The organism is Enterococcus sp. LJL120, assembly GCF_054871765.1.
In genome coordinates this window covers 1-24,356 of record NZ_JBTXLV010000018.1, presented here as the reverse complement: position 1 = coordinate 24,356, position 24,356 = coordinate 1, and the positions used below count along the sequence as shown (strand labels likewise).

Below are 24,356 nucleotides of genomic sequence, written 5' to 3'. Positions count from 1 at the left end.
TGACTTGGGTATTGTCTGACACTGGTACAGATAGCCCAACTGCTTAGTTCCGAATCAGTAACAACAGTACAACTTTCAAGTAATCATTAAGTCTTAAGGATTGCGAGAAAGTTACTGTAACAATCCATGGTTTAAACTAATAGACAATTAAACTAGTATTAAAAAGATTGGGTGGAGAGATATGAAAAAAAAGATACGGGAACAGATTAACTGGATAGGGATATGTATTATCGGTCTTTTATTCTTATGGATATGTCCTACTGCAGTTATTGCAGACTCCACCACAGTCTATCCTGTTACTACAAAAGCAATAAGTTATGAGTACAATGTTGATTCACTAACAGATGAACAATTTCAAAATATAAAAAATGAATTTAAATTATATGGATCGCCTACTGCTACTTGGTCTTCGAATCAATGGGCAGTCCTGACGCCTGCCCAAAATAATGCAATTGGAAGTATGTATTATAAAGAGAAGCTCAACCTAGATCACAATTTTTCTGTTTCTGGAAAATTGGCAGTTGATATAGCTGTAGTATCTTCTCGTAATGCTGATGGATTCTCTGTAATATTGAGTAAAGATCCTGTTGGTACTTTGGGAAATGGTTCAAGTGGTATTGGGGTTGTTGGGTTACATAATTCAGTAGCGTTAGTTTTTGATACATATCAAAATACTGGGGAACCTGCCACTCCTTATTTAGGAATTTGGTCCACAGATTCCAATGGAAATAAAAGTGTAAAAAAAACTGAAGCAATTAGTACTTCATCAGGTTATTCAGAATTTACTTACAGTTTCAACTATGATGCTGCTAGCCATTCAATAACCTATACATTTAATGGTAAAACAATCTATCAAGCAACCATTGATAATGGTGACTACTATTTTTCAATTGCTGCAACTACTAGTAATAGAGCAGGTTCCAGGAGTCAGTATGCACGAATAGGAAGTTTTACTGTTCCAAAACTAGTAACAAATACACCCATAGTGAAAAAAGAAGTTAGATCAACATACAGTTCCACCTTGACTTTAGCTGATGAAAATGGCACTGCATATCCAACTGGATCAACAGCTACAGTGAATGGGAAGGTGTACACGGTAGATGATACTTCATCTATCTCAGTTCCTTTTGGCCAAACAGCTAATGAGACCAATTTAAAAATATCAGTTAAATCGTATCAAATGGACAATAATACTAAACTTGAGGCTATGGAATCAGAAACAATCACTTATACTCGAAATCAACAGTTATGGGGAGATGTACCGTGGTCATTTGATAGTAGTACTGGGACAATCACGTTTACTTCTGGAGGTACCTTGGGTCCTTTTTATGAATCTCCATGGAATCGATCGGATGCTTTAAGAATTTCTAACACAGCAGTTAAAAAAATTGTGTTTACCAGTCCTGTTAGCACACAGGCTGAGGCAGGTTATCTATTTGGTGGTTTTAAGACACAAACAGATGGACAGCAAACTGCTTATTCTTTACAGAATTTAACGACGATAGAGGGTTTAACTTATTTAGATACTAGCAATGCAAGATCCATGACGGGTATGTTTTTATATGCATCTAGTTTAACTAGTCTGGATTTGAGTAAATTTAATACTAGTAAAGTTACTAGTATGAGAGACATGTTTGCTGTAGCATCTGGTTTAACAAGCTTAAATTTGAGTAGTTTTGATACTAGTCAGGTCACTGATATGGCTAATATGTTTCAATCTACCAGCAGCCTAACAAGTTTAAATTTAAGTAGTTTCAAAACTAGTAAAGTTACTAGCATATACAGTTTTCTAAGTGGAGCATCTAAATTAACGAATGTAGATATAACTAGCTTTGATACCTCTAAAGTTACAGATATGAGTAATATGTTTTCAGGTATGAGTAGTCTAACAAGTTTAGACTTGACTAACTTTGATAATACAACTTTGAATCCAAACATAAATCGTGCATTAGCCGATACAAAGTCATTGAAATCAATCACCCTTGGTCCCAAGTTTAAAGACACATCTAATGCATCTGCATTACCTAATATCACTGTCAATGATACTTATTCTGGCAATTGGCAATATCAGGTAGATGAGTCCATAGTGGGTACAACCTCCCAATTCCTTGCAAATTACGACGGGACAAAACCAGGTACGTATGTCTGGGGTCCAGCCACAGTGACAATGACAGTTAACTACTTGGATGCAGTTGATAAAAAACCAATTTTTGAAGATGCATTACAAACATCTACCACAAAAACTGCAGTGACTAAAACAGTTAAAACTGGTGCAACTATTTCTGATCAATTCTCCGCTACAGATCTTGCATTTGATGGCTATAGAACAATTACGTCAGATTCCTATACAACTGGAACTTCAAATACCCAAGAGTATACGACTGTTCCAACAAAAAATTTTAGCATAACTTATTCTTATACACCTATGACAAAATTAATTTCTGTTCCTAATGAATTTAGCTTCGGAAACTTTGATCCTAGAGATTTATTAGCCAAAGAAACAGTAGTATACCCAACCAATAGTCCAATCGAAAATGTCAAAATATTAAATACAAACCGTACTGTACAGTGGGTTCTTAGCGCCCAACTATCTAGCGATGTTCAGAGAGAAAGTGACAATTTAGCGTTAAAAGGGTACGTGTTTTATCAAACTACAGACAAAGAAAAGAAAAAAATTACAATTGATAGTGCAACTCAGTTAGCTACTCAATCTACAAGCACTCCTTTACAGCAGTTTGTCACTGTGCTAGGAAATTCAATAGATAATGTGGGTATCGGTATGGATATCTTCAATACACAGCGAAATTATTTGGGGAACTATACTGGAAAAATTGACTGGGTACTTACTACTAAAAACAAATAAGAATTTGATCAATGTAACCATTTGGGTTAGTTCTCAGTAGTCAGGGCAAAAAAATATCACCACTACACCTATTTGTAGAAATGATAACTATTAAACTATAAGTAAATCTTATGTGTGCATCTTGCACAGTAAACTGAAAGATGATTATCTAATCAGACTGGAAGAAGGAAAGACAAATGAATCAAATACTACTTTTAACGACAAATCTTTCAGCAGATACTCAATTGAAAGAAAACTTAGACTATTTAGGATACGAAGTTCTTTGCTCAAAACAATTGGTTGAGCCATTCATGACAGATAATTCCCCGTTGGTATTCAATTTTCCTGTTGTAATTTTTAGTGATACCCTTACAAATGAAATGGTTGACACAATTTTACGAAAGGGACAAGTAGCCGGCCGTGTGATTTTACGTTGTGATATCCCTCCTTTAAATGACGAGTTAACCGAAGAGTGGCAGAAATTGGGACTAACTGCACAATTCTCAAAGGATTCTCCTTTGTCAAATTTGAGAGAGTTACTGTCCTCTTCTCGACAGTTACATTTCAGTGAAATAAAAGCACGTCAACCAGGTGGGACTTTGGCATCAACTGTTACTTTTATGGAAGCGATTGGGACTTTCTCGTCAAAAGAAAGAAAATTGTTTGAAATATTATCCAATGAAAAGGGAGGATTTCTCACGCGAAAAGAAGTTGCCCAACGAATGTGGAATGGTCAACCGACAAGTTCACACTTGGCGCAACTTTCTCAAATTGTTAGTCGGATTCGCCTGAAATTTGCTCGATATGGATTTACAGAACAAAGTATCGAAACACACTGGAAAAAAGGCTATAGAGTTTCAGACGAAATAGACCCATTTAACAATATAAATTGAAAAGAGAACCTGTTTTGGGATTTTATCCCAAAGTAGGGCTCTTTTTATTTAGTTTATATAAATTTTACAATCTTATATAGATTACCCGCGGAGAAATTAATAAAGGTAAAACATTTTCTTTAGTGGGTGAATCAGGGTCAGGTAAAACAACTATAGGACGTGCTGTTGTGGGTTTGGACAGTGTGATCCATGGGGATATAATATTTGATAATAAAAAGATTAACCAAAAATTGTCCAAAGAATACATGGAAAGTAAAATTGGTGTTAGTATCAAATCTTAGACAGCTTTTCGTAGAGACAAGAATAAATTAAACTTATCTAAGAGAGAATCAATTTTTATGACCCGATATGAAGAAAAATTTAAACAGATGATTGTTGAACTGAATCAAACTGGACGTTCTGTTCGAGGTTGGCGAAAGAATATGGCTTATCTGAAGCAACGATTTACAAATGGAAGAATTTATATTTACCTGATCAGTCCACAGGACTGACTGGAAAAGAAGTGGCTGAACTGAGAAAAGAAAATGCTCGTTTGAAAGAGGAACTTGAAACCTTAAAAAAAGCCGCAGCCATGTTCTCCAGGAAAACCTAAATTCGCTTGTTCAATTTATTGAAAAATGGCGTAAGGATTACACTGTTTCTTTTTTGTGTCGGTTATTAGAAATCTCTAGAAGTGTCTATTTTTTTCATAAGAACAAACCATTGACAGTTACAGAAATCAGAAATAATAATGTAAAGGGCCACAATAAAATATAGGAAAAAGGGCATTGAAAATGTAGGTTTTTGGCCTTTTACACTTAGGATTGAGTGGGGTCGAAATTTTAGATTCAATTCAAGGCTTACACGCTCACATACCATAGCAATAAAAATGATTGTTTCTTAAATTTGGAGGATTGGTTGAGTTCTTGAGATTCATCTGATAAAATGCTATAATTAGTTTGCAAATGAAAATCAAGTGTAACACTAAACCCCTAGAGAAGTCGGATTCTCTAGGGGTTTCTTTGTGGGCTAATGTCGCCTTAAGGCAGTTTTACTTCTTGTTTTTGGTATTTAGCCAATACTCAAATAGGGCTACAAATAGTCCAACAAGAAGGGGGCAAATGAAAAATTCAATCAAGTGTAACACCTCCTTCCAGTCACAAGACTGTCGGATAGGCGACGCTTTATTATATCTTAATCAATCATGCTTCTCTATAGTAAATAATCGAGCTAACTAGATTTGAAGCTTTTTCGCTTTCTCTCGATATAAAGTGGCTACGCTGATGCCGGTTTTTTTAGAAACTTCTTTGGTCGTGTGCTTTTTCAATAACTCCATTGCTAACTCTAGCTGGTCTTTGCTGAATTTTTTTGGCCGGCCTTCTCTGAAATTTGGATTTAGCTTGGCAAGAGCTTTTCCTTCTTGTGTTCGCTCCACGATCATATCTCGTTCAAATTCTGCAAAAGCCAACATTTGTGTAAGTATTAATCGACCAGTTGGTGTGTTTTCGATGATTCCCATATTTAAAATATGAACTTTGACCCCATTTCTAAATAGTTCTTGAACAGTATTCAACCCCTGAATTGTTGACCGGGCAAATCTATCTAATTTGGTAACGATTAACGTATCACCTTCATGAATGTCTTCTAATAAATGCTGAAATTCTTTTCGATCAATTTTTGTTCCCGTATATTTTTCAGTATAAATTTTGTCGCAGCCCTGGTTGGTCAATGCAATAATTTGTGTTTCTAAATCTTGGCCCCAGGTACTTACACGAGCATAACCATAAATCATGAAAATCCGCCTACTTTCTACTCAATTTATGAGAGTAAGATATGATAGTCTGGTAATCCCTATTCTATCACAGTAAAAAAAAGCTATCAATACTTTTAAGTTTTGATAGCTTTTTTGCATAACCATTTAATATACTTAGGATAATCGACATTATGTCTACTAAGCCGTTAAATAACAGAAAATTATTAAAACGTGATCCCTAATAGTCAAATGAAGAAGGATACAGGATGTTAGAAGATTAATATTGAGGGATAATAACTTTAAGTGTATGTAAAATTTAAACATTGAATTGGTTTTGTTTATAGTATAATAAATTGTATTTAGAATAATTAAGGGAGGTACTAGTATTATGAAAAAGAATTTTGCTTTATTTGCGACCACACTATTACTGTTTTCTCAGATCTTTTCACCAGCTGTTGTTTTTGCGGAGGAAACTTCAAGCACGACAAAACAAACGATAGAGAGCAGCATAACTGATAAAACAGAAGATTCAAGTACAGAGGATAGTATAAGCAGCACAAGTCCAACGTTAACTGAAGAAGAAAATACCGATACAATGACAGAAAATTCGAGTTCTGAAATCATACAACAAGAAGATAATATAATTTCTACTTATGAAACAACAAGTACTACAGGAATTACAGTTACGCCTAGTTACACTGAAGGGACTACTCTTTCTGGCTCAAGAGTTATTTATTACACAGTTGGAATTAGTGGGGCTACAATAGCTAGCGATCAGTCTATCACTTTCACATTCTCAGACCCAAGTATTTTAAGTAGTTTTACCCCTAATGGAGGAACGGCTTATGGTAGTTGGACAACAGATATAACCAATGGTACGGCTACTTACACATTTAACGTTAATGTTGTATCGACAGCAAACATTTCTTTTATTTTGAATGTTCAGACCAAAAATCTGACAACAACTGGAAATGTCATGACAGCAAGTTTAGATGATACAGTCATTACTACATCTACTTTTAACACGACATATGTTTCGCCTGGTGGAGGGGGCGATTACGCAGGGAGAATGTTGTTTAATGGTGGAGGGGCTTCTACATCCAGTGCTACCACTCCAGATAACTTTGTGAGTAATTTTATTTATGGAACTAGTTTTCAATACACAGCTAATGTAGCAACAATGGACTTTAATGTAATTTATGACGCAGGGTTTTACAACAATTCAAAAAGTGATACTACAAATAGGGTTGTGTCAATTAAATTTGCAAGTGTTGATGCTTCTGTAAGTACAACGTTATCAGCTGATAATATTTATTTCTCTAATAAATCTGGGTTCCCAAATACTTCCACAGGGTATGTAACCCTAGCATCTTTAGGAATGACTGCAACGCAAACCAGTGCCGACACAGTTACAATAACATTACCAGATGGTATAGATTTTTCATGGGGATATTTTTATGCGTTTGCTGGAGCACCGTCTATTTCATCAGAATATACTGTAATTTCTACCTATACTTCTGATGTATACACAACAGCTAGTTCTACGACCGCAGCCGGGTACAAATTCCAATCCACAGGTGGCACAGGTTTCGTACCGATGATTACCTCCAGTGACAAGATATTAAACACAAGTGAGCCAATTGATGATGTGACCTCTTGGTTGCTAAATGGTGTTACTGCCACTGATGTAGAAGACGGTGACTTAAGTTCCTCTGTCACAATTCAAAGTGATGGTGGATTTTCAGATGCTTGGGAAGCAAAAACTCCTGGAACATACACTATCACCTATACTGTGACAGATAGTGATGGGAACACGACTACTGCTACAAGTACAGTTATAATTTATTCTGATATTACAGTTCATTATGTAGATGTGTCTGGAAAAACAATTAAAACAGATACAGCTATGAATGGCACTGCTGGTGATACCTTCACGATAGATACTGCTGATTTTTCAGAAGGAGATTATAATTATACTTATGTTTCTGCAAATCCTGATACCTTAACTGGAACCTATGGTGAAACTAATCAGTTAGCAGAAATAACTTTAACTTACAAATGGATCACTGCTTCTGACTACACGATGTATGTCGGTGACCCAGAACCAACAGCAACTGACTTTAAAGCTTCCGCAACTGATAAGGATGGCAACGTAAATGAAGTAAGCGTAGATTTAACGAATGCTGACTTAACGAAGGCGGGAACGTACACAGTTACAGTTACAAGTGCCGATGGACAAAGTAAAGATGTTACTCTAACTGTCTTAGCAAACCAACAAAGCATAACTGCCTCTGACTATACGATGTATGTCGGTGACCCAGAACCAACAGTTGCGAACTTTAAAGCTTCCGCAACAGATAAGGATGGCAACGTAAGTGAAGTAAGCGTAGATTTAACGAATGCTGACTTAACGAAGGCAGGAACGTACACAGTCACAGTTACAAGTGCCGATGGACAAAGCAAAGAAGTCACTCTAACTGTCTTAGCAAACCAACAAAGCATAACTGCCTCTGACTATACGATGTATGTCGGTGACCCAGAACCAACAGTTGCGAACTTTAAAGCTTCCGCAACAGATAAGGATGGCAACGTAAGTGAAGTAAGCGTAGATTTAACGAATGCTGACTTAACGAAGGCAGGAACGTACACAGTCACAGTTACAAGTGCCGATGGACAAAGCAAAGAAGTCACTCTAACTGTCTTAGCAAACCAACAAAGCATAACTGCCTCTGACTATACGATGTATATCGGTGACCCAGAACCAACAGTGACGAACTTTAAAGCCTCCGCGACAGATAAGGCTGGCAACGCAAGTGAAGTAAGCGTAGATTTAACGAACGCTGACTTAATGAAGGCGGGAACATACACAGTCACAGTTACAAGTGCAGATGGACAAAATACTAATGTGAAACTAATAGTACTTGATATCCCAGTAGGGAATGGTACAGTTACTACGAGATATGTCAACGAAAATGGTGATGAAATTGCTTCTGCCCGCACACAAACTGGCGCTATTGGGAATGCATACACTACAAGTGCAATTGATATAACAGGGTACGTTTTAGATGAAACACACTTACCAAGTAATTCACTTGGAATCTATACTTCTGATTCAATTGTAGTGACTTATGTCTATAAAAAGAACACTTTATCAGGTACAGGTGGAACAGTTTCTCCTGCTAACCCGACTACTGTTAACACTACAAGTACTACTTCAAAGACTCTACCTCAAACTGGAGAAGAAACTTCTTGGTCGATGGTGGCTTTAGGTGCAGTCATTTTAGGTTTTGTAGCATACTTTGGTATGAAACGCAGAAAAAACTCTTGTAAATAATGTCTTTATAAAATTTTAGATGTTAGTAAAATGAAAAGAGCTTACACAATTTTGTGTAAGCTCTTTTTTGGAAATTAGTATTACTTAATATAAGGAGAATTATGTTAAGTAAATTGCAATCTTTCTGACAGGGACAAATTGAGTAATCTAGTTGTACATCAGTTTATTGTCGCCTTTTGTAAAATACTTTGTTTAATAATGTGATAAACTAAATAAAAGGGAGCGATTGCATGAAAAAAATTTGTTTTGTCTTATCTGGAAATAGCGCGACAGGCTTTTCGTATTTAGGTGCCTTTAATACAAAAAAAGGTAATGAAGAAATTAAAAACTATTTTTCTGATACTTATCAAGTTGTCTTTAACTGTTTAGAGGATGGGGAAGAGGTAGATTATATAATTCTACCCGACCCATTTATGCCCATTGATAATAAAAACAACACTCCTGTTATAAAAGTACCCACGGAATTATATTTTGAGAGAAATCTTGTTGCCATTAGAAAGCTAGTAGATTCTTATATAGCTAAGACTAATTAGGTTAGATTACTCCTTAATTATCCATTTGCTATAATGTAACTTATGTAAAGTAAATAATTTTCCAAACGTCTGACTTAATTGCTAATTTTTATAAAGTAGCTTAAAAACAAACTCTTAGTTATACTACTTTTATGTGAAGTATCGAATTAAGAAAGGGGAAATCCATGAATCGACATATTTACTGTTTAACGTACAATGATGAGTTTGGTATACAAATCGAGGCGCTAGATGTAAAAAGTATTTCTACAAAAGAAATTATCTTGTCAGAAAAAAGCAAAATCTTCTCTAACAATCGAGTCCCTTATTACCACCAGTATAGAGTGCAACAAACATCAGATAGCTATTTAGTGTGGTGTCTAGATAGGGAAAATATCCCAAAAATGAAAGAACTATTTTTAAGAGAGCTAGAGAAAGATCTTAGGTACTATCAATTACAGGTTAATGAATTAGAAAAGGCCGTTCAAAAAACAAAGTCACTAACTTTAGATAATTGGATAATGCGTGAATAGTCATTTTATGACTTGTCTTGACTTATGCGAATAAGAAACTAGATTTTTGAAAGTTGTTGTCTTTTGATAATCGGCATTATGTGAACTAGGTTGTTAAATAACAGAATTATTACTAAGAAAAGAAAAACAGAGCGATTAGTAGAATCAAAAGAAATCCAATAAAGAATGGAGGAACGTATTTAAATACAACTTTTATAAATTTATTTCCCACAGATTTCTCTATGTCAAATTTAGGATTATTAACGTCTTCTATAAATTCTCGAGGTGTTCTGGACCAAAAAAGACCGTGCGTTTTTTTCATCAAAGTTGCCAAAACCAATAAAAATCCCGTCGCAAGCAACCCAGCATAACTTACGTAAATTACAATCTCAATATCCAACTAAATCACTCCCTAAAATTAAGACTAATTCAATTATAACAGGTTTCTAGTAGCCTAAATATCAATAGACACTCAATTTTTTTACTTGGCATAAGGAATTTTATATAAAATAAAGGCCAATTTTACTTAAAGAATTGGCCTTTATTTTAAAAAGAAGCTCATTATGTGAACTAAGTCAAATCTGTATTAATAAATTTTAATAGCAATTGCTTCAACACTTTTTGATCCGTTTCTGAAAAATTCTGTAACACTTCTCGATTCATTTTAGCTGTAGCTGCTTGAATGGTTTCTTTGAGCTGATTAGCTTTTTCTGTAGCTTCAACAAAAACTATTCTTCGATTTAATTCATCGGTTGTTCGTGAAATTAGCCCTTGTTTTTGCATTTTATCTAAAAGCCCAGAGACTGTCGGTGCTTCAAGAAATAATTTTTGCCCAATTTCTTTTGGGGTAGTTTTATCTTGTTCCCAAATGCAAGTTAAAATGCCTGCTTGAGCAGGTGTTACTTCTGATTTTATCAAAAGTTTACTATAATGCTTAAAAACTTTGTGCTGAGAAACATTCATTAGAAAGTTGATACAATCGTTTAACATAAAAATCTCCTTTATTGATAATTGACAGACTTATCATAACATGTTAATTTCTTATTGAGAATGTTTTTGTATCAAAACTATTTTGTTAAGAAAGGAATTTTTATGAAAAGTTTTAAAGCATTACGTGTTATGGATCAAGATGGAGAGATTAAATATGCGATTGAAAATGATATTACTGTGTATGATTTATCAGCGGGTGAAGTATTAATCAACATCCACTATTCCTCTGTTAATTACAAAGATATGTTAGCTGTCCAAAAAAATGGGGGCGTTATTCGGAATTACCCTATGATTCCAGGAATTGATTTGAGTGGTGAAGTTGTCGAATCTTCTAGTCCTAACTTTAAACCTGGCCAAAAAGTTCTTGTAACAGGTTATAAAATGGGCATGAGTCATACAGGAGGTTTTTCTGAATATGCTAGAATTCCTGCTGAATGGGTAATCCCTTTACCTGAAAATTTAAGCATGAAAGAAGCTATGATTTTTGGAACAGCGGGGCTAACAGCAGCTTTATCAATTGCTGCCCTTGAAAAAAATGGCATGCAGGCTGATTTAGACCAAACAATTTTAGTCACTGGCGCAACAGGCGGTGTTGGCAGTATTGCTTTACAAATATTAGCCAAAGCTGGCTATAAAAATATTATTGCTTTAGTACGTAAAGAAAATCAAATTGAAGTTGCCAAAAGTCTGGGTGCTACAGGTTCTATCTTGCTAAATGATTTTGAGTTTGATAAAAAACCTCTATCAAAACAACAATTCCATTACGTCTTAGATACAGTCGGAGGAGATTTAGTTTCAAATCTAATTCCTTATGTTTTCTATCAAGGAAGTGTCTCACTTTGCGGCAATGCTGGCGGAATTAAAATTACCACAACTGTTTTGCCTTTTATTTTGCGCGGTATCAACATGTTAGGCATTGATTCAGTTAATATTTCTAATGCTGAACGAGTAGCCATGTGGAATAATCTTTCTAATGAATGGAAAATTACAGATACTACTTTAGTAAACGAAATTACTCTATCTGATCTTCCCGAAACCTTTAATCAATTAAAAGAAGGCAGACATTTAGGGCGCTCTATTGTGAAAATATTCGAGTAAAGTAAAAGCCTAACTTCTAAATTGAAGCTAGGCTTTCTTCTCGAAAAATTTACTTAGTATAACGTAACTTATGTAAAGTAAAAGCCAGTTCACAAGATGAACTGGCTTCTACTTTATAATCGGCATTATGTCTACTAAGGAGTTAAATAACAAGTAAAAATTCTCTACAGAATAAAAAATTCAGAAAGTTTACTTTTAGATTTAAGTTTAACGAAGTTGGATGGGAGTAACGTAATGATAATATTAGTTACACAGAGAATTAGCCCAATAATGGGAACGATCAAGTTACCCTTACTAAATAGCATATGGTTATTTTGAATGTTAATTATAGACAGAATAACGAAGAAATTACTCGAGACAAACAAGACAAAGAAACTTACTCCTGTAAAACCTGCATCCTTGAACCGACGTACGCACAAAGAAATACAGGGTATAACTAAGAGAAGTACACATATAAACAAAACTGCCAGCGGTAATTTTTCATGAGAAATGACACTCATAATTATTGTTTTTGCTGAGCTAGTACCTCCTGAAATACTCATTGAGGTACCAATAAATAAATACAAGAGATAGCCTACGGGAATTATCGAAAGAATATATAAGGTTGAAATAACCCACCAAAAATTTTTACGATTTTCTTTACCCGTAAAATTAAAATAATTTGTGAAAAACGCTCTAAATGCGCCAATAAAGCCTATATTACTCGGACGATCATTCATATTTACGACCTCTTTTCTAAATTCTTATTCCAATCATTAAAATTTATATTACTCTTTAGACAAACAGATTAAAACCGTCTTAAGACCGATTTAATCTATTTATTACTGGTATAAGGAAGATTATGTAAAATAAAATCCATTTCAATAAATGAATTGGATTCTTGGATAACTCATGGAACTAAAGTCCTATAGATTATTAAAAATAGATAAAGTAAACTTGAAAGAGAACCTATAGATTTAAGTTTTCTAAAAACTTGAAGGAGTAACTCAATGGAAAAATTTATAGACAATATTTTAGATTCTATTTTTAGCGGTTCCTATGGATTTTTGAATATAAACTTCAGTATTTTCTTACTAGTTTTGGGGGTTGTTTCACTTTTATTCTTTAGAAAAAAAGAAAAAAGCCGAAAATGGAAGTTTATCGGGATGGCCGCAGTTTGTTTAGGATTAATAGGATTTATTGTTAATATGTTGCAATAGGGGTGTACCCTATTATCATCAGTATAGAGTACAACAAACATCCGACAGCTATTTAGCATGGTATTTGGACAGAGAAAATATCGCGAAAATGAAAGATTTATTTTTAAATGAGTTAGAGAAAGGCTTTAGATACTATCAATTACAAGCTAACGATCTAGAGAAGGTAGTTCAACAAAAAAATTTAACCTTAAATAATTGGATAATACGAGAATAGTTTTTGACTGTCCTTCTAACTATGAGAGTTTAAAAATGTTCACTTTGCAGGACGTAACTAATGTAAATTAAGAAGCCAGCCCTTTATGAACTAGCTTCTTTTTATAATCGGCATTATGTCTACCTAGCTCTTAAATAACAATAAATGTACTCACTTAATTTAAATTTATACCTAGCTCATTCATTTCTTCCTCAGTCTTTATTCCAATGTACTTAATTTCGTAGAAAAGTTCTCCTTCATATTCATAAGCGGTGTACGGATTAGAATGATTATAGCTAAATTTAGAAATAGTTTGTCTCTCAACCTCATTAAATTCATTAATTACATCTTCTTTGCTTTGAAACTCAATAACTGGGAAGAAAAAGGTTTCCCATTCTTCTGCAAATCCTTGATGCTTAGCTTCTACTACATGATAATCCATTAATATTCTCCAATCTAATTAAGTAATTCGAAGTACTCTTAGGACAATTATTTTTCTACGATTTTTGTGATTTTGTTTAAATAGAAAATAAGGATTAACGAAAAAATTGCTAAAACAAAAATAATACTACTTTGTATCAGTTCGAAAGTTACTGCTGCTTCTCTACCTAATACTAAAGTTACAACGGCTTTACTTGTTAGACTAATAATACTTAGCATGATTAGTTTTAATATTAAAAAGTATTGAGACAAATCTTTTTTCATAAAAATCACTCCTTTAATTCATTTTAATCGAAAATATGAAAAATAGTAAAGGCACTTGGTATAAGGAGAGTTATGTTAAGTATATCCCTATTATTAAAAGAAATATTCTTTATAGTCAACAGGCTATTTAAAACAAAATAAATTTGGATTAGTGGGCATTAAATTTTTTTATTCATTTTTACATATAAACACCTGTGATCTTGTCATTCGAATTGGCTAAGTTCAAAGGAGTACCTTCAAATAATAACGCACCACCTTTGGTACCACCTTCGGGACCTAACTCAATTATCCAATCAGCCTGCTTAATAACATCTAGATGATGCTCCAATAAAACGACAGTATTACCTTTTTCAACTAATCGATTGAATAATTTCATTAAGTATTCAATATCTTTTAAATGTAGCCCATCAGTAGGCTCATCTAGTAAATAAAAAGCACCTTCTTTGTGTAACTGATTAGCTAGCTTTAATCGTTGAAGCTCACCTCCGGACAGGGTAGTCAGAGACTGATGCAGTTTTAAGTACCCTAAACCAACTTCAATAAGTGTCTGTAGCTCTGATTCAAATGAAGCATCTTTAAAGAAAGTACAGCTTTCCATAACTGTCATATCTAAAATGTCTACAATAGTTTTTTTTCGATAAGTGTAGTTCAATACCTCAGGTTTGTATCGTGAACCCTTACAAACTTCACAAGTCGTGACAACATCATCCATAAAAGCCATATTTGATGTAATAACCCCTTTTCCTTTACAATGAGGACAGGCTCCTTGAGAATTATAACTGAACAAGGTTGAGCTAACATTGTTTGCATTCGCAAATAATTGACGAATTTTACCAAAAATATCTAAGTAGGTTAATGGAGTCGATCGTAAGTTAACGCCTATACTCTTTTGTGATATAGCAACTACTTCTAATTGTCGATCAATCGCAGTTTTGCGTATTATTTCTCCCAAGGATGATTTACCTGAGCCAGCTACACCACATAAAACTGTCAAAGTTTGTAAAGGAATACTTGTTGAAAAACCTTTTAAATTATGTTCATTTGCATTGTTGACTACTAAATAATCTTTTGCTCTACGTGGTTTTGTTTTTAAAGCAACCTTGGTTCTTAGTGCTATACTTGTAGCTGTATCCTGTTTTACAAACTCAGTGTAAGGTCCAGCAAACTGAATTTGCCCACCGGATTCTCCTGCCCCAGGCCCCACATCAATGATATAATCTGCAATTTCAATTAATTGTGGATTATGTTCTACTAAAACAATTGTGTTTCCTTTATCTCTTAAAGTACCTAAGGCCAATTTAATTCGATCAATATCTTTTGGATGTAAACCGGCACTTGGTTCGTCCAAAACATATAACACATCATTCAAAGCATTAGTAATATATTTAGCAATACGAATTCGTTGTGCTTCTCCACCCGATATGCTCCCAGTAGAACGGTCTAGAGTTAAATAACTCAATCCTAGATTAATTAGAGATTTCAAGCGGCTAATAATTTCTTCTTTAATTTCTTGGGATAACTCACCTTGAATTGAGCTTACAAACTCAACTAAATCTTCCAAAGGTAAACTAACCGTATCAGCAATATTTTTACCATTTATTTTACAGCTTCGAACTTTTTCATTAACCCGACTGCCATGACAAGCGGGACAGATTTTAGTTGTAACAAAAGAATCAATCTGTTTTTTATGACGTTTAGCATCATCTTTGTGCAAAATACTACGATTCATTCTAGGAATAATACCCTCATATAAAGCTGTTTTTGGCCAGCGGCTAGGTGGACTTTTTAATTTTTGCTGAGGCGCATATAATAATAGTTCCAATTCTTCTGGTGTATAGTCCTTAATCTTTTTGTTCAAATCAAATAAACCACTGTATGCATAACGTTTCCAACGCCAAGCATCAAAGCCAAATGTTGGAAAATCAATTGGACTCTCGTTTAACGACTTATTGAAATCAATCAACTTGTGAATATCCATTTCTGTTACATAACCTAATCCATCACATTTAGGACACTTACCATCTGGATGATTGAATGAAAAGGAATCCGAATATCCAATAAATGGTTTTCCAACCCTGGAAAATAATAATCGCAAAAAAGTATAAATTTCTGTATACGTTCCAACCGTGGAACGAGAATTCGCTGATAATTTTTTTTGCTCTATAGGAATTGCCACTGGTAAGTTGTCAATTCTTTCAACAGTTGGTCGACCATATTTAGGCAACATATGTTGAATATAACTGGAAAAAGTATCGTTCAATTCTCTTCGCGATTCTGCAGCTAATGTATCAAAAACTAAAGAGGACTTTCCCGATCCGGATACACCAGTTACTACAGTCAGTTTATGCTTAGGAATTTTTACTGATATATTCTTTAAATTATTTTGTGTAGCATTGACAATGTGAATAAAATTATTGTTCATTATTTTCCTCCAATGTAAAGAAATTTACTCGCTGAAATTTAATAAGATATTCTCATACTTTTATTAACCATGGACTAAACTTCAATTGCTTCTTAGAGCTCTATGCATATAATACATCAGATAGTTATCTTTTTACTTAGTTTAACGTAATTTATGTTGACTAACTCATAGTTTAGTAGAGTATAGTCTTAATTAAAGATAAACTTATACCAAACTGATTGAGGAGATTAAATTTTGCATAATCCAGGTGAATTAGTACCAGTTGTAGATGGTCAAATGAATATATTAACTTTAGGTACCGGCAACAAAACCATTATTTTTTTGTCAGGTGGCCTAACAAGCAGCCCAATCTTAGATTTCAAAACACTCTATTTCTATCTTAAAAATAATTTTAAGATTGTTGTTATAGAAAAATTTGGCTATGGATTTAGTAGTGATTCTAATAGTTCTAGAAAAATAGATACTATGTTGCAACAAACTCGTTACCTTCTTGCAGCGAAACAGATTCAACCACCATATATTTTGGCTCCACATTCAATGTCAGGGCTTGAAGCATTGAGGTGGATTCAAGAATACCCCGATGAAGTCGAAGGGCTAATTGGACTTGACATGGCAAATTATGAAGCCTATGACATACTAAAAATTAATCTATTTGGATTTAAACTTAGCCGATTAATGGTTAAAATAAAGTTCACTAAACTATTTCCTAAGATGATTGATTCTGATGCTGTAAAATTCGGTAACCTATCCAATGTTGAGAAAAACGCATTTAATAAGATGTTCTATAAAAATTTTACTTCTACAGCAGTTTTAAATGAGGTTATCACAGTTAAAGAAAATGCTGAAAAAGTAAAAACAGTGTCTCTAAATCAGATACCATTGTTAGTATTTTCTTCAAATGGTATTGGGACAGGAATAAAACCTACAACTTGGCTAACCATCCAAAAAAGAATTAGTGAATTAAGTGATGTTAGTAAGTTAGTCGCTTTTGACTGTCCGCATTATGTACACAATCACAAAGCATTAGAGATTGCAGATGAGATAAAAAAAGTCTTTGGAAATTACAATGATTAGTAAATGAAAAAAATAGAAACTGGTAAATCCACTAACGACAGATTTTCTCTACTTAAAAAACCAATCTCACTTATGTAATTACCATTAAGTTTTGATAGCTTTTTTGCATAACCATTTAATATACTTAGGATAATCGACATTATGTGAACTAAGTAATTAAATTACATAAAATTGTTATAAACCACCATAAAAAATTTCTGTGTCATTGTTTTTGAGATCTATAATCTTCAGAAATTTAGTCGATTTAACAAAAATACTTTTATAATATTTTTGATTGTCTTTTGTAAATAAAAGAATTCTTTTTTCAGAGTTATCGGAGAGTATAGTAATGTCAAAATCGGATAGAGTTAAAATTGCTGCGATTTTTTCTTCTTCTTCCCAGTGATTTGAATTCTCTTGATTATCTGTGGAAGACAGGTTCTCCTTAATATCACTTGATTCAGCTATTTCAGTTTGGACAGTATCATTAACTAAATTGGATGTTGAGGGGGAACATCCTACCAAAAATATTAAAAAAAACACCGGGAAAATAATTTTCTTCATAAACATCCTCCAAATTTGTTGATTGATTCAAAGTACCATAGTATGGCTCCTATACTAGAAATACGGTCAATTTATTCGATATAATCTATTAAAGGAGTTTTTGTCATGAGTTTCTTTTTTTGTTAAATTTTTATTTTAGCCTAGCACATTGATGGTGTTTTTGCTAGGTACTAGTTGAAAGGAGTGTTCTTATTTGAACTCAGATTTTATTGTAAGATATAGTCGCTGGAAGACTATATTGCCAATTATTTTCGGAATTGCGATGTTTTTGATGGGATAAGGATTTGTAACCGAGTTTTTCTTAGAACAGATTTACTTGCAGTCTTGTGCAGTTTATCGTTTGGATTTTTTTAATTGCTTGTCTCTACATTTTTATTAACAATTAGTTTAATGAGATTAGTAAAACGCCTAAGGTTCTAAAGCTTAGTAAGGACAATATAGTTTACTATTATGCTAATTTTTATAAACCTACAAAAGTAATTACTATTCCTTGGGAAGATGTGGACTCTATAGGTTTTGATTCAACTATTATCTATTCGTCTAAAAATATAGGAGAGACAAATATAGAAATTCCTAACAAAATTTCTTATTTGAAGATAGTTGTGAAAAGTAATGTACTAGAAAGCTATAGTTCTTTTAGGCATAATATTTTTCTATCCTCCAATAAAAAGACGCTTTCTATTATTACTGATCCGTTGGGACGTTTCTCAATGGAAAAAATTATGCTTTATTGTAAAAATAAAATGAATCATTCAAGTTGAATAGTACGGCAAAAAAGCCTCTACAAATCATAGAGATCTTTTTCACAGCTATTATCTCAGTTGGCATAAGGAGTATTATGTGAACTAATCGCAAACTAAAATTGATAGGAAGACTGACAAAAGATATAGACTTACGGTACACAGCAAGTGGTCTGGCTGGAAGAACCTTTACACTAGCGGTGAATCGTAATTTTTCCGGTCAGGATGGCAAACGAGAAGCTGATTTTTTCTCGTGTGTCATTTGGCGGAAGCCAGCCGAAAACTTAACGAATTATTCAAAAAAAGGCTCCTTAATTGGCATTACAGGTCGTATTCAAACAAGAAATTATGAAAACCAACAAGGCCCAACGGGTTTATGTGACAGAAGTTATTGCCAACCAGTTTCAATCATTGGGTACTGACAAGCGACAGAAGCGACCAGACAATCTATCTACAACAGCTAATATAGCTCCGACAAATTCTGTGTCACCAGTAAATGATAATGTAAGTGGTAATCAGTTTTTAGATAGTACTAATTTTGAAATTTCTGATAATGATTTGCCATTCTAAGATAAGGAAGAGCACTTTCTAACACTGGAGGTGCTCTTTTTATTCCTTAAATATACGAAAAGATAAATTACAGGTAACAGTTTTGAATTAATCAAGTAGGTTCCAATGGCGTATGCGTCTCTACTAATATGTATCTAAGATATTGACTCAAATTCAATAGTAATCAAACTTGCACATTTTTAGTGTTTGGTGATTCAATGGAATGGCAACCCCTATTTTGACAAAAATTATGTAGTGTATGTATACTTGCTTAGCGCCTAGCCCGATTGCCCTTGACAACGAGCCTCCCTGGATGTGATTGCATCGGTGCGTGGCAGGTATTCAAAAATCTTGCCCCTATTCAGCGCGAACACATCCAGGCTCATTATCAAGGGGAGGCGAGAGTATTTCAATTACCTTTTTTACGAAAGTTTTTGAACTCAATCCCGAATAATTGCTGCCTGCTCCATTTTTTTATAACAAGTCCTCACTTTCCCACCTGAAAAACTTCACAAACTTTTTCGAGGGAGGAATAGCGACTTGTTCAGGTTTCAAAATGTCAAAATAGCTCGATTTGAAAAATTCGTTTTATAGTTCATTTTTTTTAAAAGTATAAACTATAGGAAATTATGGCTAAAAGCAAAAAAATTACTTGATATTCTTTTGTTCATCATTATTTTTTGTTCTGTTTCTTTTTTTTGTTAGAAAGTCTAAAAACTTCATAGCAAATACAGCAAGACTGATTATAATAATCGAAATTAGAATGTAGGGAGCAACATTTTTAAGTGTCTGCCAATCGTTCTCAAACGCTTTTTTAAACATGTGTTTTATCAAAATAATTTCACCACACTAAATAAGGAATTTTGAATTGGGACTAATTGATTTTTAGAAACTGTTAGATTCAGTTTTTAATTAAATTGCTACTTTTTAGAATGTATAAATTTTATCGAATTTAGTTAAGTCATTCACTTTTTTACTTAATAATTTAATTATTGAACTAACTAGTTATGAGTATTAAGAGGTAAAGTTGCTCTAACAATAACGTTTGTAAGGAGCGATTTCATTGAATTCACAAATTAAAAATAGTTCGACACAGTTTTTCTATGATTTGATTACAAATCTTTTTACACCACTCTTCTTTTTTGATTGCCTTGCTATTTTCCAGCTATTACGGATGATCACCCCATTGAGCCTGGGCCCAATTCTTCTTATTACCCTCATACTTAATCTAATCTTAGCTTGCGAGAAAATCATTTCAACTAGGTAGTAGTTGAAGGATTTGAAGAAGCTTTATCAGAGTAGTCTTTTTCAGACAGTCTTTCTAGAGTGATACCTGAAAGACTAGGCACAACAATTAATATAGACGGCAGAAACGATTGGTTTACTAAAACTGTAATTATCATCAACAGTGAACCAAACAAAATCTCTTGCCAATTGTTTCTGATTTTCTGTAGTAAGTTCGTTTTTCTTACTTCTTTTGGTGTTACATAAAAATAGGCTTTTTGGCCTAATACAGAACAGGTTGCTGCATAAAAACTAATCCAATAGAGAGAACCATACAAGAGAAACATTCGTGAGCAATACTGCAAAGTTCCTAAAATCTTATAGGTTTTAAACATAATAACAATGTCATTGAACATAGGTGAAAACAAAAATATGATTGTTGGTATCATTAGCCAAAGTGGATATTGTGCTGGATGCCCCAAAAGTGGTAACCATAGAATATTGATAACCAAAAATATAAAAAAAACAAAAGTCAAAGGTAGGTTATAGGTAAACAGAAAAACATCTAATTTCTCAAACCAGCGTAAATTTTTATTCCAAAAGATTTCTTTGGTAAACTTCCTCAACAATTCAAAATTACCTAACGTCCATTTATGATGACGGATTTTGAATGCACGGTAGTCTATAGGAAATTCTTCTTCACAAGTAATTAAACGTGAAAATTCAATATCAAATCCCATTTTTCTTGCTAGTATACTAAAACAAAGATCTTCGGCAACGAGTTCTGGAAACCCACCTACTTTTTTATAGCATTCAGCAGAAATCATGGCGCCATGCCCCAGAAAAGATAAAAATCCATACTTTTCTTTTACTTTTTGATAAGTAGGCCAGTGACAATTTACCCCAACATGAAATATCTCCATAAATTTATTTTTGTTTCTGGTTGCAACATGATTTGCTTGTAGAATACCTAAATTTTCATTAGAGTAAAAATATTTTAAAGCATCTTCAACAAAATTACTGTGAATAATTTCATCACTATCTAAAACAACAAAATAATCGAATAATTCTATATGAGCATTTAGGAACGAATTCAAATTACCTGCTTTAAACCCCTTGGACTCTCCTCTACGAACTACCGTTACATTCTTTTTCTTTCGGCTGTAATTATCAATTTCTTGTATGTACTCTGATTCTTTAGAATCATCTAGTATGTAGACTCGACAGCCTCTATATGTCTGTTTAGAACACAAGTCTAAACTTGCCGCATCGAAATCATCCTTTGTAGTGTAAACAAGTGCGATAACAGGATTTTTTCTCATAGGATAACTAGCAGATAGAATTTTTTTTTCTTCCTCAAGCCACTTGTTTTTAAACGCATGGAAGTAAGCAACGTATACAATATCTTTCATGCCGTTCAACCAGAAGTAGCTGATGAAAAAAACATCAATTGTTAGTAAATAACTAATTAAGTAATGACCTGATGAATACATAGGCCAGATATCTCGTGTTAAATCTGGGATGCTTGCTAATAATAATGCAACCCAAAACAAAATGATACAAATATATACTTTATTTTTCTTTTTCAATTTTATGCATTCACTCTTTTCAAATGACTATTATACACGTTCCACTATACTGTAATAAGTTTGATTCAAGATAATTATAACTGTTTCGCTACAATATGCCACTACTATTTATCAATATTTATACTAGCTTACTAAAATATACGTACCAAGTCACAAAAGAGGTATTCTTTACAAAATAGATGAAGTTTTATCATTTTCTACTTAGTTTAACGTAACTCAAGTAAAGTAAAAGCTAACTCATCGAGTTGGCTTTACTTATAAAATCGGATCAATCAAATTCATGTAATAGAAAATCCATGAAGAGTAAATTAGTTTTGAGACTATGAACATCTTCCTTGATATTAATATAAGAATTATATGGAGAACTGATATCTAAAATTGGTTAACTGAATTTTATTGATTAATAACACTATACGTCTTATCATAGATTCACAAACCCATCAGATAGGGATTACTGTAGACAAAAAAGTTCTTCAATTATAGATTTCATTTGCTAGGATTTCCATACCTGTTAAGGCTTGGTAACCATATCCCCACATATAATTGTAATCTACAGCGTAAACAGCTTTATTTTTTTAGCAGTCATACTCGATAACTTCTCATTTGCTAGAACCCCTTGAACCATAGATTCTCCAGAAACACCCGTTTCGTACGTTGATCAATCAGGAACTATAAGAACGTCCGGATTGCTTTCTACGAGTGTCTCCACCTGTTTTGGGATTTTATCCCAAAGTACGGCTCTTTTTATTTAGTTTATATAAATTTTGCAATCTTATATAAATTACTCGCGGAGAAATTAATAAAAGAACAATTATTTATTATAGGTAACCTAAACGAAATCAAGACCTGATTCAAAACTATGCAAATCTATCTTTCTCAATTTTTATAGCTAGGATTTGACTGCGAGATCTGAATAATAATTATTAAGAATAACAACGTTCAATTAAAAACAATAAAAAAACTCTTTGTAAATATATTAGAATATTCTGTATTTTCTACACCAAAGACGAATGAGACACAAACGAATTGTGTCTCATTCGTTAAAATGGTGTAAACCCTTGTGGCTCTAAGTAGCTTTCCTCTAGGCGAGCGTTACTTTTTTTTATATCTATTTTGAATGTTACTTATTATATGCTATGCTGTAGTTAAGTAACATTCGAGAGGTTGGAAAAACATGAAGACAGTTGAGCCGATTCGGGACAAAAAAAAGATTGAATCCATGAAAGCCATCTTAGCATCTGGAACATTTGGACAGCGAAATGTCGTTCTGTTTTCTTTAGGGATCAATACAGCCTATCGGATTTCAGATTTACGACAACTCAAATTGTCAGATGTGTTAGAAATTTCTAGAAATCGAGTCATTGCCAAAGAACGCTTAACCATGAAAGAGCAAAAAACGGCCAAACATAACTCGGTGGTGATTTCGAAGAAATTGCAAAAACTATTACTTGATTATGTCCAAGAAGAATTTCCAAAGCAAATCAAGGAACAAGAATTGGATCGGTATTTATTTCTCAGTCGAAAAGGGGAAAACGAACCTCTAAGCCGGCAAAGTCTTTGGAGAATTTTGCATCAGGCTGCATTGGCAATCGGACTGAAGAATATTGGCCCTCATTCAATGAGAAAAACATTTGGCTATTTCTTATACAAGCAGGGAACAAAACTCGAAATCATTCAGTCACTTCTGAATCATTCTTCTCAGAGAGAGACCTTGAGATATATTGGAATTACACAGGAAGACAAAGATGTCGCCGTTCGTAGCTTGGATCTTTAATCCTATCAGTTAGCGACATATAAATGACTTATATAATAGAAGGAAAAGTTAATTTCATGTAAATTTGGAGGAAGTTTATGGATTGGGAAGAACGTAAATTTGGGCGTCATATCTACAGCTATAGCCATTTACCAATCAGTGCGGTTGGGGGCTTGGCTAGTTCTGCCGCGTACCTTGAATGTGATTGTGGTGAAATGGTTCCTATATCACAAAGTGGAAAAGCTAACCGCACTACTTGTCCCGCTTGTAAAGAACAGTATATATTAGAAGGCGGTAAATTTCTTCGAGTAGATATCTGTCCTGATTGTCAGTCACCATTAAAATTTATTAATGGAAAATATGGAAAATTTTATGGATGCACAAACTTTCCTAGATGCCGGTTCACCAGAAGAATGGGAGAGTAGTTGTGTATGATTCTGATACGTTGACTTTAG

21 protein-coding genes and 2 pseudogenes are annotated in these 24,356 nt (G+C 33.6%); 13 read left to right on the top strand and 10 right to left on the bottom strand.

Annotation, left to right across the window (positions count from 1 at the left end; genetic code table 11):
• Positions 1-181 precede the first annotated feature (181 nt).
• The 4 genes and pseudogenes from ACYSNU_RS18285 (at position 182) to ACYSNU_RS18270 (ending at position 4,327) form a co-directional block, all read left to right on the top strand.
• Positions 182-2,863 (top strand): BspA family leucine-rich repeat surface protein, encoded by a 2,682-nt coding sequence (locus ACYSNU_RS18285; RefSeq protein ID WP_265460452.1) that lies wholly within the window; start codon positions 182-184, stop codon positions 2,861-2,863.
• A gap of 176 nt (positions 2,864-3,039) precedes the next feature.
• Positions 3,040-3,735 (top strand): winged helix-turn-helix domain-containing protein, encoded by a 696-nt coding sequence (locus ACYSNU_RS18280; protein WP_461738553.1) that lies wholly within the window; start codon positions 3,040-3,042, stop codon positions 3,733-3,735.
• 95 nt (positions 3,736-3,830) lie between these two features.
• Positions 3,831-3,995, top strand: a pseudogene (locus ACYSNU_RS18275) (ATP-binding cassette domain-containing protein); the annotation flags it as partial.
• Positions 3,996-4,144: 149 nt separating this feature from the next.
• Positions 4,145-4,327 carry a transposase gene (locus tag ACYSNU_RS18270; protein ID WP_265460249.1) on the top strand — a complete coding sequence of 61 codons (183 nt, stop codon included), beginning with the start codon at positions 4,145-4,147 and terminating at the stop codon, positions 4,325-4,327.
• 438 nt (positions 4,328-4,765) lie between these two features.
• Here the strand turns inward: ACYSNU_RS18270 and ACYSNU_RS18265 are convergent, their stop codons facing one another.
• On the bottom strand, positions 4,766-4,861 hold the full coding sequence (locus ACYSNU_RS18265; RefSeq protein WP_416207887.1) for a type I toxin-antitoxin system Fst family toxin: 96 nt from the start codon (positions 4,859-4,861) through the stop codon (positions 4,766-4,768).
• Positions 4,862-4,948: 87 nt separating this feature from the next.
• Positions 4,949-5,506 (bottom strand): recombinase family protein, encoded by a 558-nt coding sequence (locus ACYSNU_RS18260; RefSeq protein ID WP_265460415.1) that lies wholly within the window; start codon positions 5,504-5,506, stop codon positions 4,949-4,951.
• Positions 5,507-5,855: 349 nt separating this feature from the next.
• Here ACYSNU_RS18260 and ACYSNU_RS18255 point away from each other — a divergent pair, with 349 nt between their 5' ends.
• The 3 genes from ACYSNU_RS18255 to ACYSNU_RS18245 all read left to right on the top strand — a co-directional run bounded on the left by ACYSNU_RS18255 (position 5,856) and on the right by ACYSNU_RS18245 (position 9,843).
• A complete protein-coding gene (locus tag ACYSNU_RS18255) occupies positions 5,856-8,801 on the top strand; it encodes a bacterial Ig-like domain-containing protein (RefSeq protein WP_461738552.1) in 2,946 nt (981 codons plus the stop codon).
• 230 nt (positions 8,802-9,031) lie between these two features.
• Positions 9,032-9,334, top strand: coding sequence for a type 2 periplasmic-binding domain-containing protein (locus ACYSNU_RS18250; RefSeq protein ID WP_461738551.1), 303 nt, complete (start codon positions 9,032-9,034; stop codon positions 9,332-9,334).
• A 164-nt stretch (positions 9,335-9,498) separates the two neighbouring features.
• Positions 9,499-9,843, top strand: coding sequence for a hypothetical protein (locus tag ACYSNU_RS18245; RefSeq protein ID WP_461738550.1), 345 nt, complete (start codon positions 9,499-9,501; stop codon positions 9,841-9,843).
• A gap of 112 nt (positions 9,844-9,955) precedes the next feature.
• On the opposite strand, the gene ACYSNU_RS18240 is transcribed toward ACYSNU_RS18245, so the two are convergent.
• Positions 9,956-10,222, bottom strand: a complete 267-nt coding sequence (locus ACYSNU_RS18240) for a hypothetical protein (RefSeq protein WP_461738549.1) — start codon at positions 10,220-10,222, stop codon at positions 9,956-9,958.
• A gap of 170 nt (positions 10,223-10,392) precedes the next feature.
• Positions 10,393-10,812, bottom strand: coding sequence for a MarR family winged helix-turn-helix transcriptional regulator (locus tag ACYSNU_RS18235; RefSeq protein WP_461738548.1), 420 nt, complete (start codon positions 10,810-10,812; stop codon positions 10,393-10,395).
• Positions 10,813-10,914: 102 nt separating this feature from the next.
• On the opposite strand from ACYSNU_RS18235, the gene ACYSNU_RS18230 reads away from it, so the two are divergent.
• The gene (locus ACYSNU_RS18230; RefSeq protein WP_461738547.1) at positions 10,915-11,910 is read left to right on the top strand and encodes a YhdH/YhfP family quinone oxidoreductase; all 996 of its coding nucleotides are present in this window, start codon (positions 10,915-10,917) and stop codon (positions 11,908-11,910) included.
• A 164-nt stretch (positions 11,911-12,074) separates the two neighbouring features.
• Here ACYSNU_RS18230 and ACYSNU_RS18225 read toward each other — a convergent pair whose 3' ends face one another.
• Entirely contained in the window at positions 12,075-12,629 is a 555-nt protein-coding gene (locus ACYSNU_RS18225) for a DUF805 domain-containing protein (RefSeq protein ID WP_265460208.1), read from the bottom strand.
• A gap of 270 nt (positions 12,630-12,899) precedes the next feature.
• On the opposite strand from ACYSNU_RS18225, the gene ACYSNU_RS18220 reads away from it, so the two are divergent.
• Positions 12,900-13,109: a hypothetical protein gene (locus ACYSNU_RS18220; RefSeq protein WP_265460210.1), complete on the top strand. Its 210-nt coding sequence runs from the start codon at positions 12,900-12,902 to the stop codon at positions 13,107-13,109.
• Positions 13,110-13,477: 368 nt separating this feature from the next.
• Here ACYSNU_RS18220 and ACYSNU_RS18215 read toward each other — a convergent pair whose 3' ends face one another.
• From ACYSNU_RS18215 to ACYSNU_RS18205, 3 genes are all read right to left on the bottom strand, one after another.
• Positions 13,478-13,744, bottom strand: a complete 267-nt coding sequence (locus tag ACYSNU_RS18215; protein WP_265460211.1) for a hypothetical protein — start codon at positions 13,742-13,744, stop codon at positions 13,478-13,480.
• Positions 13,745-13,791: 47 nt separating this feature from the next.
• A complete protein-coding gene (locus tag ACYSNU_RS18210; RefSeq protein ID WP_265460212.1) occupies positions 13,792-14,007 on the bottom strand; it encodes a hypothetical protein in 216 nt (71 codons plus the stop codon).
• A gap of 178 nt (positions 14,008-14,185) precedes the next feature.
• On the bottom strand, positions 14,186-16,429 hold the full coding sequence (locus ACYSNU_RS18205; RefSeq protein WP_265460213.1) for an excinuclease ABC subunit UvrA: 2,244 nt from the start codon (positions 16,427-16,429) through the stop codon (positions 14,186-14,188).
• Between the two features lie 234 nt (positions 16,430-16,663).
• On the opposite strand from ACYSNU_RS18205, the gene ACYSNU_RS18200 reads away from it, so the two are divergent.
• Positions 16,664-17,503, top strand: a complete 840-nt coding sequence (locus ACYSNU_RS18200) for an alpha/beta hydrolase (protein ID WP_461738546.1) — start codon at positions 16,664-16,666, stop codon at positions 17,501-17,503.
• Positions 17,504-17,677: 174 nt separating this feature from the next.
• Here the strand turns inward: ACYSNU_RS18200 and ACYSNU_RS18195 are convergent, their stop codons facing one another.
• The gene (locus ACYSNU_RS18195; protein WP_461738545.1) at positions 17,678-18,046 is read right to left on the bottom strand and encodes a hypothetical protein; all 369 of its coding nucleotides are present in this window, start codon (positions 18,044-18,046) and stop codon (positions 17,678-17,680) included.
• An 862-nt stretch (positions 18,047-18,908) separates the two neighbouring features.
• Here ACYSNU_RS18195 and ssb point away from each other — a divergent pair.
• A pseudogene (gene ssb / locus ACYSNU_RS18190) lies at positions 18,909-19,201 on the top strand (single-stranded DNA-binding protein); the annotation flags it as partial.
• 1,393 nt (positions 19,202-20,594) lie between these two features.
• Here ssb and ACYSNU_RS18185 read toward each other — a convergent pair.
• Complete coding sequence (locus ACYSNU_RS18185; protein ID WP_265460216.1) at positions 20,595-22,148, bottom strand: glycosyltransferase family 2 protein; 1,554 nt, start codon at positions 22,146-22,148, stop codon at positions 20,595-20,597.
• A gap of 1,174 nt (positions 22,149-23,322) precedes the next feature.
• Here ACYSNU_RS18185 and ACYSNU_RS18180 point away from each other — a divergent pair.
• Together ACYSNU_RS18180 and ACYSNU_RS18175 are read left to right on the top strand one after the other, a co-directional pair.
• Positions 23,323-23,922, top strand: coding sequence for a tyrosine-type recombinase/integrase (locus ACYSNU_RS18180; protein WP_265460217.1), 600 nt, complete (start codon positions 23,323-23,325; stop codon positions 23,920-23,922).
• 77 nt (positions 23,923-23,999) lie between these two features.
• Positions 24,000-24,326: a topoisomerase DNA-binding C4 zinc finger domain-containing protein gene (locus ACYSNU_RS18175; protein ID WP_461738544.1), complete on the top strand. Its 327-nt coding sequence runs from the start codon at positions 24,000-24,002 to the stop codon at positions 24,324-24,326.
• Positions 24,327-24,356: the final 30 nt, after the last annotated feature.

What these genes read in the sequence shown, in the direction of transcription:
- ACYSNU_RS18255 (WP_461738552.1), top strand. Translation starts at nt 5,856, where the DNA reads ATGAAAAAGAATTTTGCTTTATTTGCGACCACACTATTACTGTTTTCT.
- ACYSNU_RS18230 (WP_461738547.1), top strand. Translation starts at nt 10,915, where the DNA reads ATGAAAAGTTTTAAAGCATTACGTGTTATGGATCAAGATGGAGAGATT.
- ACYSNU_RS18220 (WP_265460210.1), top strand. Translation starts at nt 12,900, where the DNA reads ATGGAAAAATTTATAGACAATATTTTAGATTCTATTTTTAGCGGTTCC.
- ACYSNU_RS18195 (WP_461738545.1), bottom strand. Translation starts at nt 18,046, where the DNA reads ATGAAGAAAATTATTTTCCCGGTGTTTTTTTTAATATTTTTGGTAGGA.
- ACYSNU_RS18285 (WP_265460452.1), top strand. Translation starts at nt 182, where the DNA reads ATGAAAAAAAAGATACGGGAACAGATTAACTGGATAGGGATATGTATT.
- ACYSNU_RS18215 (WP_265460211.1), bottom strand. Translation starts at nt 13,744, where the DNA reads ATGGATTATCATGTAGTAGAAGCTAAGCATCAAGGATTTGCAGAAGAA.
- ACYSNU_RS18245 (WP_461738550.1), top strand. Translation starts at nt 9,499, where the DNA reads ATGAATCGACATATTTACTGTTTAACGTACAATGATGAGTTTGGTATA.
- ACYSNU_RS18225 (WP_265460208.1), bottom strand. Translation starts at nt 12,629, where the DNA reads ATGAATGATCGTCCGAGTAATATAGGCTTTATTGGCGCATTTAGAGCG.
- ACYSNU_RS18260 (WP_265460415.1), bottom strand. Translation starts at nt 5,506, where the DNA reads ATGATTTATGGTTATGCTCGTGTAAGTACCTGGGGCCAAGATTTAGAA.
- ACYSNU_RS18180 (WP_265460217.1), top strand. Translation starts at nt 23,323, where the DNA reads ATGAAGACAGTTGAGCCGATTCGGGACAAAAAAAAGATTGAATCCATG.
- ACYSNU_RS18175 (WP_461738544.1), top strand. Translation starts at nt 24,000, where the DNA reads ATGGATTGGGAAGAACGTAAATTTGGGCGTCATATCTACAGCTATAGC.
- ACYSNU_RS18210 (WP_265460212.1), bottom strand. Translation starts at nt 14,007, where the DNA reads ATGAAAAAAGATTTGTCTCAATACTTTTTAATATTAAAACTAATCATG.
- ACYSNU_RS18280 (WP_461738553.1), top strand. Translation starts at nt 3,040, where the DNA reads ATGAATCAAATACTACTTTTAACGACAAATCTTTCAGCAGATACTCAA.
- ACYSNU_RS18235 (WP_461738548.1), bottom strand. Translation starts at nt 10,812, where the DNA reads ATGTTAAACGATTGTATCAACTTTCTAATGAATGTTTCTCAGCACAAA.
- ACYSNU_RS18250 (WP_461738551.1), top strand. Translation starts at nt 9,032, where the DNA reads ATGAAAAAAATTTGTTTTGTCTTATCTGGAAATAGCGCGACAGGCTTT.
- ACYSNU_RS18205 (WP_265460213.1), bottom strand. Translation starts at nt 16,429, where the DNA reads ATGAACAATAATTTTATTCACATTGTCAATGCTACACAAAATAATTTA.